This is a genomic window from Bacteroidales bacterium (assembly GCA_014860585.1).
Taxonomy (GTDB): domain Bacteria; phylum Bacteroidota; class Bacteroidia; order Bacteroidales; family 4484-276; genus RZYY01.
Genome location: JACZJL010000047.1, coordinates 1 through 15,037 on the forward strand (window position 1 = coordinate 1; position 15,037 = coordinate 15,037).

A 15,037-nucleotide genomic window follows, 5' to 3' on the forward strand; every position below is an offset into this window, starting at 1 on the left:
ATGCCATAGTCCATTTTCACCTGGTCATGTTCGATGAGCAAAGCATCGAGTTCCGATTGCAGGTCGGAACGGATTTGTTCTTTTTCGGCAACCAGTGCATTAATTTCTGATTTCTTTCCAAAATAGAGCACGCCAACGATAATGAGTAACAACAAAAGGATGATTACAGCAATCAGATAGACGAGTTTTTGTTGGTCCCTGCTTTTTCTTTCTTCGGTCATAAAACGGTTGATTTAATCAGTGTATTTATTCTAAAATGCTTAAAAACAATAGTTTATTGTATTAAGCAGCAAAATTAGTTACTATTCGATGATTTGATGGTCGTAATGATAAAAAATTGCCGGAAACACCTTCAGGAGGGATTTCCGGCTAAATGTTTTAGTTTTAAAAGCTAATTAATGTCCCGAGCCGATCACCTTAAATTGATCACCGGTTTCCTTCACAATTCTTTCAAGCCATTCCACGGGATATCCGGGTTGTTCCACTTTAGGATTTAACTGGCCTGGAACCGGGGTTTTGATGTTCCCATCCATGTACCTCATAAACAGGTAGCGGTAAAAATGTTTCCATTCATCAGTCACCTGGTCGCCAAGACGTGTTGAGTAATCAGTCAGAAAACTTACTGCTTGTTCCGGGCTGGATTTATATAATTCGAGGGCTTTGGCATCTATTGCAGGTGTTTGCTTAACAAACTCCTGCTCGTAAGTATGAATTTTGTTGATCACTTCAGGATAAATCGTGTTCCAGCGTGTATAAGCAAAATTGGTTACCTGGTTGAAGACCCAGAATGCAGCGTCATCCGACCAGCGCATCATGGCGCCATGTCCACGCTCCATCGAATAAGGCGCATGTTTGATGCTACAATACATTGGCATGTAAACACTGCAGGTAGCGTCATCAACACCAAACCAGATGATACCACCAATTGGGTTTGGCAGCCAGCTGCGCATCTGGGCGATAAAAGAAAACCCTGTCTGCTGGGTTGCAGTAACTCTTTCGTGGCAATAAGTTACATCGCCAACCTTCCATGTCAGCGGTCGCCATCTGATTGGAACGCCATAAGGACCTGCACCGAGGTCTTTGCTCATATCAAGTTCTGTTCCCTGCAGATGGTCTCGCATGAACTCAAACATATCCTGCACGCCAACTTTTTTCTCCGGTTTAATCCAGAGAGGCATCCTGTTGGTTGCGTATTGATCCACATTGTCATCGCCATTTGGGAGGGATCTGCCATGCTCGATGTTCCCTTTTACATAATCAAAATATTGATCCATTCCGGCAGTTACCCGGTTGAACATTGTCCAAACCCTCATTTCGCAGAAACGTGCGCCGCCAAATTCAACCGGGGCATAGGTATCAGAAAAACTGAAGTTTTTATCTTGTCCTTTAAAATACCCTTTTTCACGGGCGAAAGAGATGACGTCATCAGCATAAATAGTTTCTATTTTGTTGTCTTTGAGGAATTTGTCAAAGTTCTTGCTGGTAACAGAAACTTTATTATCGGCGAGAGGGAAGGTAGTGATACGTGCCTGGTTGGCGTGTCCGGAGACGTAGCCATCAGGGATCATTCGGGCAACCCAAACGGCGCCTTTGTTTCCATTGCCTTTACCGATCATTTCGAGAATCCACACTTCATTGGGGTCGGCAATAGAAAAGGATTCGCCGGAACTGTAATAGCCATAGGTTGAAGTAAGCTCATGAAAAATCTTAATGGCTTCACGGGCAGTTCTAGCACGTTGAAGGGTGATATAAATCAGGCTGCCATAGTCAACGATGGCGCCTTCCTGGCTTCCTAGTTCTTCGCGGCCACCATAGGTAGTTTCACCAATGGCTACCTGGTGTTCATTAATATTTCCCACAACATTGTAAGTTTGGATAGCCTGAAGAATCTGTCCAAGAAATTTACCCGTATCCCATTCATAAACATCCATCATCGTGCCTTCGGGCCAGGTGCCTGCAGACCAGTGATACAACTCACCGTAAAGTACATGAGAGTCGGCTGAGTAGGAGATCATCGTGGAGCCGTCAATGGAGGCTCCTTTGGTTATCAGATAGTTGGTACATGCGCTGGCTGTATGATTGGCTGCCAACACAAAGATCACGAGTGTGAAAACCGATAAAAAAAGTTTTTTCATTGTAAAAGTTTTTGTTGTTATTAGTTGATTATCAAATGTGTTTAACCTGTTTTTCGGGTAAAATAAAACCGGGATTTCTCTCGGTTTTTGTCAAAAAACTCCTTTTTTCAAATCGTATCTTCAAGAAAACCACAAAAATACAAAAAGAATTGAAAATGAAAATACATCACACTTTGCAAAGAAGCGGATACCGCATGCAAACATAAAATTACTTTTGCGCCATGAATGCGGAAAACACCTATAAAGCACACTTTTCGCTTGCACTGGCCACGATGATCTTTGGCGCCAATTACTGGATTGCCAAAGGATTAATGCCCGATTTTGTCAGCCCTCAACAACTGGTATTGCTGAGGGTAGTCGGCGCCTGTTTTCTCTATTGGGCTCTGGGCTTAGCGGGCCCCGGGGAGCGTGTAAAGAAAAATGATCTGATCCGGATGGCTCTGGCTGCGCTTTTTGGTATCACCCTGAATCAGTTATTGTTTTTTATCGGGCTCAATCTTTCAACACCTGTGGATGTGGCTATTATCCATGTTTCCAACCCAATATTTGTCCTGATCATTGCCGCTCTGATGATCAAAGAGCGAATTTCGACATTCAAAGTTGCAGGAATACTGCTTGGTGCAGGCGGTGCAGTAGTATTGATCACTTATCGCGGAGACTTGTCATTTAATTCAGACACCTTTACCGGGAACCTTATGGCGGTACTTAACACGCTGGCATACGCTATTTACCTTGTAATTATTAAGCCTTTGATGAACAAGTACAAATCGGTGACCATAATGAAATGGGTTTTTGTTTTTGGTAGTTTGTTCACAATTCCAGTCACAATCAATTCGGCAATCGGAATAAGTTTCGACGGATTCACTTCATACACCTGGTTTTCGTTGCTTTTTGTCATCGTGGCTACCACATTTTTTGCCTATCTGTTCACGATTTATGCTTTAAAATTTGTCGAGGCCAGTGTGGTGAGTTATTATATTTACCTGCAACCGATCATCGCCACCCTGATTTCGTTTTGGCTCGGTATCCAATTGCTTACCTGGCAGCATGGGCTGGCTGCTGCGATGATTTTTACCGGAGTTTATCTGGTTTCAAAAAAAATCAGGATTAAACCCAATATTGAATCAAATTTTCACTAATGGTCAAAGTGTTTAGGATTTTTTGCACTTTTGCCTGTGCATATTAATTGGAATATGGATGATGATTTACAAAAAATGGTTGTTGCTGCTGTGTCTCGCAATGATTACCAGAGCAGGGTTTTCTCAAACTGAAGTGGATGAACGGGCGATGATCCGCTTTGATAAAGGATTGGGTTTTAATGCTCCCGATTCAGTTTTCGGGTTGAATCTTCGGTTTAGGATGCAGAACAGGGCAGGATTTCAAACAGTATCAACCGATGATCTGTCAGTTGATCTTGTCGAAGCACGCGTGCGGCGTTTGCGATTAAGGCTGGATGGTTACATTAAAAACCAAAAACTGAATTACTATATTCAGCTTTCATTCTCACGCTCTGATCAGGACTGGGATGGGTCGCATGTGCCAAATGTGATCCGTGACGCCATGGTGTATTACCATTTTACGCCGAAATTCTACATCGGATTTGGCCAGGGGAAACTACCGGGAAACCGACAAAGAATTAACTCTTCAGGGCAACTTCAATTTGCTGATCGCTCGATGGTCAATGCAGAGTTCAATATCGACCGCGATTTTGGAATGATGTTCTATTACTCTGATCTTTTCGCAGGGGTGGACTATAACCTTAAAGCCGCAATTTCAAGTGGTGAAGGACGAAATGCTCTGGCTTCTGACGACGGACTTGCCTACACCGGGCGCGTTGAACTGATGCCCTTAGGCAGATTTCTCAATGATGGCGATTTTTCAGAAGGTGACCTGGAATTTGAACCCACTCCAAAACTGTCCGTAGCGGCCGGTTACAGTTACAACGACAAAGCGATCCGGCGTGCAGGTCAGCGGGGAAGTAATCTTTATGAACAACGTGATTTGAAAAATTTCTATGGCGATATTCTCTTTAAATATTCAGGTTGGGCGTGGTATGGAGAATACATGCAGCGAACGGTTGACGACCCCTTTACCTATAGTGGCGAGGACATGATTTATGTTTATTCAGGTAATGGGGTAAACACGCAACTTAGCTTTTGTTTTCAGAATTTTTGGGAAATCGCCGGTAGATATTCAATCGTTAATCCTTCTGAAGAAATTTCCCAACACAACTCTACCATCAGCGATTACACCATTGGTGTGACAAAATATCTTTATCGACACAAAGTTAAACTACAGGCCAACTCGAGCCTTATCAAACAAAATGCTATCAGTGGTATTAGCGGTGAAAAAAAATATTTCAATGTGCTATTCCAGGTGGAGCTGGGGATTTAAAGGCGAAGGACAGAGCGTATGAGAGGTTGGACGTTGGGCGTTAGACGTTGGGACTCACATCCTGGCAGGGTTTTTTAGGCCCGGTGGTGTTTAAAACTATTAGAATATCGTCCGGGGAGCTCGAGCAAAGGAGAAAAACACAGTAAATTTAAACCTTGATAAATTTCATAAGACTTGTCAGGGCTGTAAAAATAATTCAACCTGCAAAATCATCGGTGCTGTTGCAAATGTTTCAGCGAGCACTGAACAAAGGGTAAGTTTCTTGAACAATTAATTGAAAAAGGGTGTTTTAAATTCGTCATACAAAAAAAATGGAACTGTTCATTCCTATCATCGTAATCTTTGGAGCAGCGCTTTTAGCCCCATTTCTTGAAAAATGGCTGAAAGGAACCGTTGGCTGGGTGCTGGCCATTTTCCCACTTGCTTCTTTTTTTCATTATCTCACTTTGTCGCTCATCATAGGCGGTGGCGAAACTATAACGACTCAAGCCTCCTGGATCCCGGCACTTGGCATTCACTTCACTTTTTATCTTGACGGGTTGAGCCTGTTGTTCATTTTGCTGATTACCGGGATTGGCTCTCTGGTGTTGGTCTATTCAGGTTATTACATGAAACATTACGGGCTATCCGACAGGTTTTACATGTATCTGATGGTTTTCATGGGGGCAATGATGGGGCTTGTTCTGACAGGTAACTTAGTAACGATGTTCTTGTTTTGGGAACTTACAAGTGTTAGTTCATTCATGCTTATCGGGTTTTTCCATGAAAAAGATGAGTCGCGGTTTGCATCACAGCAAGCCCTGCTGATTACTACTCTCGGGGGTCTGGCTCTCCTTTCCGGAATTGTTTTGATCAACCAGGTTACCGGAACTTTCGAGATTACAAATTTGTTGAATAATCCCGAAATCATCAGGGATAATCCTTTATATCTGGCCATTTTGCTGCTGATCGCTGCGGGAGCTTTCACCAAATCGGCTCAGTTTCCGTTTCATTTCTGGCTGCCCGGTGCAATGGCCGGTCCGTCGCCGGTGAGCGCGTTCCTGCATTCAGCAACAATGGTCAAAGCGGGTGTATATCTGCTCATGCGACTTAGTCCGGTACTTGGAGGTACACCTGAGTGGAAGTTATTGCTTACAGTTGCCGGAGTTACCACGATGTTCGTTGGCGCCTATCTTGCCCTCACCCAAACCGACCTGAAACGAATACTCGCTTACACTACCATTAGCGCTCTTGGAACTTTAATCCTTCTAACCGGGATAAACACAGTGGAATCAATTAAAGCTGCCATTATCTTTCTTGTTGTCCACTCACTTTACAAAGGGTCTCTTTTCATGGTGGCCGGTTCGATTGATAAAAAAGCTGGAACCCGGGATTTAAATCAGCTTGGCGGGTTAAGCAAAACAATGCCTTTCACCACAGCCGTTGCTTTGGTTGCCCTTTTTTCGATGGCAGGACTTCCTCCGTTTATTGGTTTCATTGGTAAAGAACTGATTTATGAAGCCAAGGATGCTATCCCGGATGCAGCCAACTTCCTGCTTATCATGGGAATTTTATCCAATGCGCTGTTAGTTGCCATTTCAGGAATTTTTGCCTGGAGAGTGTTTTTTGGTAAAGCTGGTTCAATGCCATTGCAACCTAAAGAAACGCCTGTCAATCTCTGGCTTGGTCCTGCAGTCCTGGCAGTTTTCAGTCTGGTGTTGGCTATTTTTCCAAACTTTTTTGCAAACAATATTGCCGGGCCTGCCGTACGGGCTATTATGGCCGAAGACGTTGACCTGAAACTTTCGCTTTGGCATGGATTCAATATGGTATTGCTTTACAGTTTGATTACTGTGATCGCCGGAGTTTTGTTGTTCATTTTTAGCGCCAGGATTGTTCCTGTACTCATCCGGTTAAATTCAATTATCATCCGGTTTCGGTTCACTGAAGTTTACGGGAGTTTTATCTATTCTTTTCTCAGTTTTACAAAGAAAAAAACACGAATAGTGCAGAGCGGTAAACAAAGGTTATATCTGATAGTCATTTTCCTGGCCTCCTCCTTGCTGGTTTGGTTCATGATCCTTAAGTCAGAATTCTGGCTGCTCGATTATGATTTCGAGCCACTCTCCTACTATGGGGTTGGGGTTTTTGCAATAATGGTTGCTGCAACTATTATTACAGTGTTTACCAGATCAAGGATAACAGCCATTATTTCTATGGGAGTGGTGGGTTTTGGTGTTGCCCTTGTTTTCCTGTTTTACAGCGCTCCCGACCTTGCAATCACTCAAATTCTTGTGGATACGCTGATCGTGATTCTTTTTGTGATGGTAATTTATCATCTGCCAAAATTCAAAGTTTTCAGCAATAAATCTGCCCGTATCAGGGATGGCGTTATTGCTTTAGTTTTTGGCGGGTTTATGACAGGCCTTGCGCTTATGTCAAACCAAATGAATCTTTTTCCCACCATTTCCTCCTATTTTAACGAAAATAGCCTGACAATAGCAAAAGGCCGAAATGTAGTGAATGTGATCCTTGTTGATTTTCGGGCATTTGATACCCTTGGTGAAATCACTGTGCTTGCCATTGCTGCAATTGCTGTTTATTCTTTAATTTCGATGAAGTTTAAAGATAAGAAAGGAGTCAGCCAGAAATGAGTTCACAAATTTTACAAATGGCAGCCCGCTACCTGAAGCCCATGCTTCTGATCCTGTCATTGTATGTTTTATACCGGGGGCACAATGTTCCGGGAGGAGGTTTTATTGGTGGCCTGATGGCTGCTTCGGGTTATATCCTTTACATGATGGCATTTGGTGCAAAAGCAACCGTTGAACAGATGTGGATTAAACCCTTTGCCCTGATGGCATTGGGATTAACGGTAGCATTGACAAGTGGTTTTTTTGGCCCATTGATCGGTGAATTGTTCATGGCAGGACAATGGATTTCGGTATTGGGTGTAAAACTTGGAACACCAACACTTTTTGATGTTGGAGTTTATCTCACTGTCATTGCTGTAATACTGGTAATTATGATAGCTATTTTTGAAAATCTTGAAACATGGAACTGATATTTTCGATCGTCATTGGAATAATGTATGCAGCAGGCGTTTACCTGCTGTTGCGGCGAAGTATCGTGAAACTGATACTTGGGATTATTTTCCTTGGAAACGCAACAAATCTGCTGATTCTGCTGGCTGGAGGTCTTACTTCCGGCGCCCCGGCGTTTATCGAAAAGGGATCAGGCATGGTTTCCGGCAGGGTAGCCGATCCCCTTCCGCAAGCGCTAATTCTTACTGCTATTGTGATCGGATTTGGGATCACTGCTTTTGCATTGGCGTTGATGTACCGATTTTATCAAATAAGCGGCACCGATGATATTGACCAAGTAACTGAGGATTAACATATGATTTCATTGATTCTGTTACCTGTACTTATCCCTTTTGCAACGTTCATTTTGTTGCTGTTCTTCCGTCGTGCGGTGGCGATCAATCAGTTTTTTGCCATTTTGGGCGCTTTGGTGCAACTGGTGGTCAGCCTCCTTATTCTGTTCAGGGTCTCTGATCAAGGTATCCTTGTAACACAACTGGGCAACTGGCCTGCCCCCTACGGGATCACTGTGGTGGCCGATCTTTTCAGCGCCATAATGCTGGTCATGTCAGGGTTGATTGGGCTAAGCATCAGTATTTATTCTGTTTCAGGGTTGAATAAAAATTATCATAAGGGAAGTTTTTATCCTTTGATGTCTGTGCTGTTAATGGGAGTCAATGGCGCCTTCCTCACGGGGGACGTCTTTAATCTTTATGTCTGGTTCGAGGTATTGATTATTGCTTCCTTTGCCCTGCTTACCCTCGGAGGGTCCAAGGCTCAGATGTACGGCGGATTGAAATACATGACCATCAACCTGATCTCTTCTATGATTTTCCTTGCTGCAATAGGATTGCTTTACGGAAAGACGGGAACGCTGAATATTGCAGACCTGGCTTTAAGAATGCGTGAAACCGAATCATCCGGAATGATTGCAACAACAGGCATGTTGTTTTTCATTGCTTTCGGGATCAAAGCTGCACTTTTCCCCTTCTTTTTCTGGCTTCCGGCATCCTACCACACACCTCCGGTCACCATTACAGCGCTATTTTCGGGTTTGATGACCAAAGTTGGAATTTACGCCATGATCAGATTTTTCACCATGATATTTGTGCAGGATCAGCAACTGTGGCAGCATCTTTTACTTACTATCGGCGGGTTGACTATGGTAATCGGTGTACTGACTGCTGCCTCTCAGTACGACATCAGGAGGATATTGTCATTTCACATCATCAGTCAGATTGGATACATGGTAGTTGGGCTTGGACTGTTCACAGTTTCCGGCGTGGCCGGAGCTATTTATTTCCTTGCTCATAATATCATCACAAAAACAAATACATTCCTGGTGGCCGGAATTGTGAACCACATCAAAGGGAGTTTTGATCTGAAAGCCATTGGCGGGCTGTATCGAAGCCACCCCTTCATCGCTTTATTTATGTTTATTCCCATGGCCGGATTGGCTGGTGTGCCGCCTTTATCAGGGTTTTTTGGAAAATTACTCCTCATCATTGCCGGATTTGAAGCACATCAATGGCTCATCACGGGAGTAGCTGTGTTAGTTAGTCTTTTTACGATGTTTTCGATGATTAAAATCTGGAATGAAGGCTTTTGGAAAAAACAACCGGTAACCGCTGCTGTCAACAATAAAGAAAAGGTTCCCTATACCATGCTTCTTCCGGTTATTGTGCTTGCTCTGCTGACCATCATTCTGGGTGTGGCTGCCGAACCGTTCATTAATCTAAGTACCAGGGCTGCTGATCAGTTGATCAATCCCGCCGAATATATACAGGCTGTTTTAAGGAGATCATCATGAAATACTTAATCAAAATATTGTTAAAAAGTTATCTGGTCATCAGATTTGTTGCTTACTACATTATTGAGATGATCAAAGCTAACTTGCTGATTGCTGCCGATATTCTTTCTGTGAATCCAAAAATGACACCGGGCATTGTCAGGATAAAACTTGACGTGACCTCTGACCAGGAAATTCTGAGTCTTTTCAATCTGCTGTCGATGACTCCCGGCTCGCTAAGTATTGATGTTTCAGATGACAAAAAGTGCATTTATGTTCATGGTTGGAACATTGATGATGTGGAAAAGTTCAAACAAGAAATAAAGACCAACCTTGAAAAAAGGGTATTGGAGATTTTCAGATGAAAACTATGGAATTTAGCATAATTGATTTTGCTGCATTGGTGGCATTTGGGATGCTCATCCTTTCGATGGCTATCACTTTCTGGCGATTGGTAAAAGGCCCTACATTACCCGACAGGGTTGTAGCACTTGATCTGTTTGCCAATCTTACGATCGGTATGATTTTTACCCTTGTTTTTTACACCAGACAAACAATCTATCTTGATGTGGCTGTTTTTATTGCCCTTATTGTTTTTATGGGCAATGTGGCCGTTTCACGATTTTTAAAGCGGAGGTTTCATGATAAGTGAATGGATTGCGGGAATATTGCTTGTTTCAGGCGCCTTTTTTATGCTGATCGCCTCCATTGGTATGGTTAGGCTTAATGATCTTTATATGCGCATGCATGCCTCCACCAAAGCACCGTCATTAGGGATTTTTCTGATGGTCATGTCTATCATCGTTTATTTTTTCAAATTCTGGACTTCGTTTGAAGGGTTGATAATCCTGTTTTTTGTTTTTCTTACCACACCAGTTGGTTCACATATGATCTCAAGTGTTGCACATTCGATGGGTGTGAAAAAGGATGAAAATACAATTGTTGATGAAATGGAAGAAGAATCTTCTTTAAAAAAAGAAATCGGTTCGTTTGGAAAGAAATCGGGAAAATTTTGATTCCCGGACTAAAGGTTTGAAACCAGCTTAAATCCTATTCCATGAACGTTGATGAGTTCAACGTTTTTGTCATCTTTCAGAAACTTGCGAAGCTTGGTAATATAAACATCCATACTCCTCGCATTGAAATAACTGTCGTCGCTCCAAATCTCCTTAAGGGCATAACTTCTGTCGAGCACCTGGTTTAGGTTCAGGGATAGTAATCTGAGTAATGCCGATTCCTTAGAGGTGAGTTTTTGATCTTTATCCTTATAGCTGAGCATCTGCCTGTTGAAATCGAAAATATATTCGCCGACTTTGAAAATATTATTCCCAATCTCCCCGCCCCTGCGTTCACGTGCCCGGCGCAAAATGGCCTGCATCCTGACAAGTAATTCCTCCATGCTGAATGGTTTGGTGAGATAATCATCGGCGCCCAGGGAAAAACCCTTGAGCTTGTCTTCCTGCATTGATTTGGCAGTTAAAAAGAGTACAGGAATGGTTTTGTCTTTTTCTCTGATCTCTTTCACCAGAGTAAAGCCATCTTTGATGGGCATCATCACATCCACAATACAAAAACTGAAATAGCCTTTATCAAATGCATTGATTGCTTCCTGACCATTAACTGAAAGTGTTGTTTCATAACCTTTTACATCCAGATAGGATTTCAATACACTTCCGAGATTCTTGTCATCTTCGGCAAGTAGTACTTTAACTTTTTGAATTCCTTTATCCATGGAGATGATCTTTTTAATTAATTTTCAGAGCGTAAAATTAACAGATTTTTAGACAAAGAAAATAAATTTTTAAATTTCAGTCTTTTTTGTCTTCCCCGTAAACGGTAAAAACAGGCTGAATGTGGATCCTGATTTCAACTCGCTCACAACTGTTACTTTTCCTCCGTGGCGCTCAACAATATTTTTCACATAACTAAGCCCAAGGCCAAAACCTTTAACGTCATGGATATTGCCGGTAGGAACCCGGTAAAGTTTATCAAATATTTTTTTCTGGTTTTCCTTGCTGATTCCGATCCCGTTATCACTTATAGATACTATAACCCCTTCTGGATAGTTGCTTGTTGAAACCTTGATGAGCGGCTTACGGGGAGTGTATTTCGCGGCATTGTCAATAAGGTTTGAAAGGACATTTGAAAGATGCCATTTATCAACAAAAACGAACGGACGCTCGGCCTTGAAGTTTTTGGTAATTTTCCCGTCTTTCACTTCTACCTGAATGCCAATGATATGAATCACGTGATCAATGATATCATGAATATTAACCTTTTCGCGCTTCAATCTGAAATCCTCTTTTTCGATGATGGCATTTTGTAAAATTTTTTCGGCAATCCCCCCAAGTCGCTGATTTTCATCACTGATCACTTTGATGTAACTATCGGCGAGCGGTTCATTTTTCTTCACGTCCACATCATTTAATGCTTCACATGCCAGCGAAATGGTGGAGATTGGGGTTTTGATTTCGTGCGTCATGTTGTTGATGAAGTCGGTTTTCATCTCCGACAGGCGGTTTTGCCAGACAATGATTTTGATTACATAAACAAAGAGCATCATGATGATGATAATAAGGATAAGTGAAATCAGTATCATACTGGCTGTTTGTTTAATTAAAAAACGAGTTTTGTAAGGAAAGTAAATCATCAGGTAATCGGGATTCTCGTGCAATTCGCCCGGGTAAAGGGTGTAAACAAGTGCATTATCCATCAACTGTTCTTTGAATTGTCCGGTGCGTTCAAATATTAACTTTTGCCTGGAGGCACTGAATACCCCAAACTCATACAATGTTTCAATCCCCTTATTCAACAATTCTTTTTGTAAAAGCGAGTCAAGGATAGATTTATTCAACGCAAGCTCAATGTCAAATTTCATCTTATCATCAAGCATTTCGCCAAGAACTTCTCTTGCCAGGTAAGTCTTGCGAATGATCTTTTTGATCTCCTCAGCATCTGAAGCTAAAAAAAGGCTATCAGTGAGCAGCATGTTAATGGTATCAATCGAACTGATAAACCGGTTCACATTGGCTTTTTGAATGAGTGTAGTCTGCAACTGATCGTAAGTTTCAATTTTTTCAAGTTTGGTAATAACGTTTGACACCGCTTCATTCACTTTGTTTTCAAAATCCATTCGTTCGACTGTAATGGTATTTTTTACCCAATAGACCTGAACTGCTATTAAGCTTAGCAGCACAAATGAGATGATAAGAATGATAAGATTGATCAGGTTCTTGTTCATAACGCTTTATTGGGCTAAAAATTCAGGGAGCTATCGATGTCCCAATTTCCAGACAAAAGTAATCGATCAAAAATCCTCAAAGTCAATGATTAACGTAATTTAACGTTAATTAAAGTCCTTTAACTTTCGCGGTTTTTGGCTGATGAGCAACACCTTCTCTTTTTACATCTCCGGGAAAACTTTCGCCCTATTATGGAGGGGGTGCTTTTGGGCACATATTTACTGGATCAAAAATATGGAATTGAAAGCGCTTTCTTTATGGGTCAGTTCAATTATGGTGTTTGCTTTTAAGGCTGGCGTTTTGTTCGAAGTCCGGAGATATGAATAAACTTGCGCATAAATCATCCCGGCAAACTGATTTGGGCAATGAGACAGGAAAGGTTAGTAAATTATTTGCCTGGCAGCAGAGATTTAAATAGCAGGCTCTTCTTCAACCGGAAGTAATGCAAAAGCTTTTTCGGAAGCAATCTTTTCGGCGCCTTTTATCGAAAAATCACACCCGGTTGCATAAACCTTTTCATCTATTACAATTTCGACCACGTATTGCTTTTTGCTACCTGTTCCAACTTCCGACACCACATTGAATTTTACCTCTTTGCGCTCTTTTTGCGACCATTCGATCAGCTTGCTTTTAAAATTGTTCTCAAACTTTTCCAGCTCGTCAATGTCAAAATGAACATTGATTATCCGGTTGACAACAACTTTTCTGGTGAAATTATATCCTTTATCCAGATAAATAGCTCCGATCAAAGCCTCAAATGCATCGCCGGTCATCGATCGGAAAAAAGACTTTGAATCCTGGCTGGATTGAATAAACTGATGAATCCCCATCTTATTGGACAGCTTGTTCAGTTGTTCGCGACTGACCAGTTTTGAGCGCATTTCGGTGAGAAAACCTTCTTCTTTATAGGGGAATTTTTTGAATAAGTAGTCAGCAACGATGGAACTTAACACCGCATCGCCTAAATATTCGAGTCGTTCGTTGGAAAGTTTGTGGCCATTTTGCTCCGTTGCGGCCGAGCGATGAAGTAAGGCCAACTTATAAATCATGACATTTCCCGGGTAAAATCCAAAAATGTTCTTCAGGGAAATGATCAGGTTTTTATCGGACGATAAACAAGCTTTTATTCTACTGAGCAAGATCAACGGAAAACCAGATTAGGCCTTAAATTTTTTAATAGCGATACAGGTGTTGTGACCTCCGAAACCAAAAGCATTAGAGAGTGCAAAATCAACCTGGCGTTTCACCGCTTGATGAAAAGTGAAGTTGAGATTATTATCAATTTCCGGATCATCGGTAAAGTGATTGATCGTCGGGGGAATGATATTGTTTTTCACAGTGAGAATTGTTGCAATCACTTCAACCACTGCAGCAGCACCCAGCAAATGACCATGCATTGATTTGGTAGCGTTCAGGTTGATTTTATAGGCATGTTCTCCGAAAAGACTTACAACTGCTTTGGGTTCGGCAATATCCCCAACCGGTGTGGAAGTTCCGTGGGTATTGATGTGGTCAACATCGGTGAGTTTCATTCCGGCATCCCGGATAGCAAGCCTCATTGCCATCATTGCCCCAAGTCCGTCGGGATGAGGTGAGGTGATATGATAAGCGTCAGCAGAGCTGCCTTCACCAGCAATTTCGGCATAGATCGTGGCGCCTCTTTTTAAAGCATGTTCGTACTCTTCAAGGATCAAAGCGCCACCGCCTTCACCCAGAACAAATCCGTCCCTGTCCTTATCAAACGGGCGGGATGCGGTTTTTGGATCATCATTTCGTGTTGATATGGCGTGCATTGCGTTGAAGCCTCCGATGCCTGCCGGATTAACACCAGCTTCGGCGCCACCTGTTACAAAAACGTCGGCTTTGCCAAGCCTGATATGGTTGAAAGCATCCAAAATGGCATGTCCTGCCGATGCACAAGCAGAAGTAGTTGCATAATTCGGGCCCCTGAATCCATATTTGATCGAAATATGGCCGGGAGCAATATCGCCAATAATTTTTGGAATAAAAAAAGGATTGAACCGCGGCGTACCATCTCCTTTGGCAAATTCGACCACCTCATTCAAAAATGAGGTGAACCCGCCGATGCCTGTTCCAAAGATCACTCCAACCCTGTCTTTATCCAGTTTGTCGAGATCAAACTTTGCGTCTTCGATGGCCTGATCGGCAGCTATCATTGCAAATTGTGCATACGGGTCTATCTTCCTGACCTCTTTTCGGTCGAAATAGTCGGTAGGCTCGTAGTTTTTTATTTCACATGCAAATTGTGTTTTGTACCTGGAAGCATCAAAGCGCGTAATAGCGGCAGCGCCGCTTACCCCATTGAGCAAGCTGTTCCATAATTCGTCAACAGTATTGCCTAATGGGGTAATTGCACCTAATCCTGTAACAACGACCCGTTTTAGATTCATTGCA

At 42.3% G+C, this 15,037-nt stretch carries 15 protein-coding genes; 9 read left to right on the forward strand and 6 right to left on the reverse strand.

The annotated features are described in order from the left end of the window. Both IH598_05570 and IH598_05575 read right to left on the reverse strand, forming a co-directional pair. On the reverse strand, positions 1-221 hold a 221-nt coding region (locus tag IH598_05570; protein MBE0637967.1), incomplete at its 3' end, for a hypothetical protein. A gap of 174 nt (positions 222-395) precedes the next feature. Beyond that, on the reverse strand, positions 396-2,135 hold the full coding sequence (locus tag IH598_05575) for a C69 family dipeptidase (protein ID MBE0637968.1): 1,740 nt from the start codon (positions 2,133-2,135) through the stop codon (positions 396-398). Between the two features lie 221 nt (positions 2,136-2,356). On the opposite strand from IH598_05575, the gene IH598_05580 reads away from it, so the two are divergent. From IH598_05580 to IH598_05620, 9 genes are all read left to right on the forward strand, one after another. After that, the gene (locus IH598_05580) at positions 2,357-3,274 is read left to right on the forward strand and encodes an EamA family transporter (GenBank protein MBE0637969.1); all 918 of its coding nucleotides are present in this window, start codon (positions 2,357-2,359) and stop codon (positions 3,272-3,274) included. A gap of 58 nt (positions 3,275-3,332) precedes the next feature. After that, entirely contained in the window at positions 3,333-4,529 is a 1,197-nt protein-coding gene (locus IH598_05585) for a porin (protein ID MBE0637970.1), read from the forward strand. Between the two features lie 311 nt (positions 4,530-4,840). Next, positions 4,841-7,162 (forward strand): putative monovalent cation/H+ antiporter subunit A, encoded by a 2,322-nt coding sequence (locus IH598_05590; GenBank protein MBE0637971.1) that lies wholly within the window; start codon positions 4,841-4,843, stop codon positions 7,160-7,162. Between the two features lie 17 nt (positions 7,163-7,179). After that, the gene (locus tag IH598_05595; GenBank protein ID MBE0637972.1) at positions 7,180-7,572 is read left to right on the forward strand and encodes a Na(+)/H(+) antiporter subunit B; all 393 of its coding nucleotides are present in this window, start codon (positions 7,180-7,182) and stop codon (positions 7,570-7,572) included. Then, positions 7,563-7,904, forward strand: coding sequence for a Na+/H+ antiporter subunit C (locus IH598_05600; GenBank protein MBE0637973.1), 342 nt, complete (start codon positions 7,563-7,565; stop codon positions 7,902-7,904). Before IH598_05595 ends, IH598_05600 begins: the two co-directional genes overlap by 10 nt. A 3-nt stretch (positions 7,905-7,907) precedes the next feature. After that, the gene (locus IH598_05605) at positions 7,908-9,401 is read left to right on the forward strand and encodes a Na+/H+ antiporter subunit D (GenBank protein ID MBE0637974.1); all 1,494 of its coding nucleotides are present in this window, start codon (positions 7,908-7,910) and stop codon (positions 9,399-9,401) included. Continuing rightward, the gene (locus IH598_05610) at positions 9,398-9,745 is read left to right on the forward strand and encodes a Na+/H+ antiporter subunit E (protein MBE0637975.1); all 348 of its coding nucleotides are present in this window, start codon (positions 9,398-9,400) and stop codon (positions 9,743-9,745) included. Before IH598_05605 ends, IH598_05610 begins: the two co-directional genes overlap by 4 nt. Positions 9,746-9,750: 5 nt before the next feature. Next, positions 9,751-10,032 (forward strand): pH regulation protein F, encoded by a 282-nt coding sequence (locus tag IH598_05615; GenBank protein MBE0637976.1) that lies wholly within the window; start codon positions 9,751-9,753, stop codon positions 10,030-10,032. Further along, positions 10,022-10,396 (forward strand): monovalent cation/H(+) antiporter subunit G, encoded by a 375-nt coding sequence (locus IH598_05620; GenBank protein MBE0637977.1) that lies wholly within the window; start codon positions 10,022-10,024, stop codon positions 10,394-10,396. The genes IH598_05615 and IH598_05620 overlap by 11 nt, the downstream gene beginning before the upstream one ends. An 8-nt stretch (positions 10,397-10,404) precedes the next feature. Here the strand turns inward: IH598_05620 and IH598_05625 are convergent, their stop codons facing one another. The 4 genes from IH598_05625 to fabF form a co-directional block, all read right to left on the reverse strand. Continuing rightward, on the reverse strand, positions 10,405-11,112 hold the full coding sequence (locus tag IH598_05625; protein ID MBE0637978.1) for a response regulator transcription factor: 708 nt from the start codon (positions 11,110-11,112) through the stop codon (positions 10,405-10,407). A 69-nt stretch (positions 11,113-11,181) separates the two neighbouring features. Next, entirely contained in the window at positions 11,182-12,621 is a 1,440-nt protein-coding gene (locus IH598_05630; GenBank protein ID MBE0637979.1) for a HAMP domain-containing histidine kinase, read from the reverse strand. Positions 12,622-13,032: 411 nt separating this feature from the next. Then, the gene (gene rnc / locus IH598_05635) at positions 13,033-13,716 is read right to left on the reverse strand and encodes a ribonuclease III (GenBank protein ID MBE0637980.1); all 684 of its coding nucleotides are present in this window, start codon (positions 13,714-13,716) and stop codon (positions 13,033-13,035) included. Between the two features lie 63 nt (positions 13,717-13,779). Then, positions 13,780-15,033 (reverse strand): beta-ketoacyl-ACP synthase II, encoded by a 1,254-nt coding sequence (gene fabF, locus IH598_05640; protein ID MBE0637981.1) that lies wholly within the window; start codon positions 15,031-15,033, stop codon positions 13,780-13,782. Between the last annotated feature and the right edge of the window lie 4 nt (positions 15,034-15,037).

Bases quoted from the DNA above. Each gene is read 5' to 3' on its own strand.
- IH598_05575 (MBE0637968.1), bottom strand. From the start codon at position 2,135: ATGAAAAAACTTTTTTTATCGGTTTTCACACTCGTGATCTTTGTGTTG.
- IH598_05600 (MBE0637973.1), top strand. From the start codon at position 7,563: ATGGAACTGATATTTTCGATCGTCATTGGAATAATGTATGCAGCAGGC.
- IH598_05605 (MBE0637974.1), top strand. From the start codon at position 7,908: ATGATTTCATTGATTCTGTTACCTGTACTTATCCCTTTTGCAACGTTC.
- IH598_05615 (MBE0637976.1), top strand. From the start codon at position 9,751: ATGGAATTTAGCATAATTGATTTTGCTGCATTGGTGGCATTTGGGATG.
- IH598_05590 (MBE0637971.1), top strand. From the start codon at position 4,841: ATGGAACTGTTCATTCCTATCATCGTAATCTTTGGAGCAGCGCTTTTA.
- IH598_05595 (MBE0637972.1), top strand. From the start codon at position 7,180: ATGGCAGCCCGCTACCTGAAGCCCATGCTTCTGATCCTGTCATTGTAT.
- fabF (MBE0637981.1), bottom strand. From the start codon at position 15,033: ATGAATCTAAAACGGGTCGTTGTTACAGGATTAGGTGCAATTACCCCA.
- IH598_05625 (MBE0637978.1), bottom strand. From the start codon at position 11,112: ATGGATAAAGGAATTCAAAAAGTTAAAGTACTACTTGCCGAAGATGAC.
- IH598_05630 (MBE0637979.1), bottom strand. From the start codon at position 12,621: ATGAACAAGAACCTGATCAATCTTATCATTCTTATCATCTCATTTGTG.
- IH598_05610 (MBE0637975.1), top strand. From the start codon at position 9,398: ATGAAATACTTAATCAAAATATTGTTAAAAAGTTATCTGGTCATCAGA.
- IH598_05580 (MBE0637969.1), top strand. From the start codon at position 2,357: ATGAATGCGGAAAACACCTATAAAGCACACTTTTCGCTTGCACTGGCC.
- IH598_05620 (MBE0637977.1), top strand. From the start codon at position 10,022: ATGATAAGTGAATGGATTGCGGGAATATTGCTTGTTTCAGGCGCCTTT.
- IH598_05585 (MBE0637970.1), top strand. From the start codon at position 3,333: ATGATGATTTACAAAAAATGGTTGTTGCTGCTGTGTCTCGCAATGATT.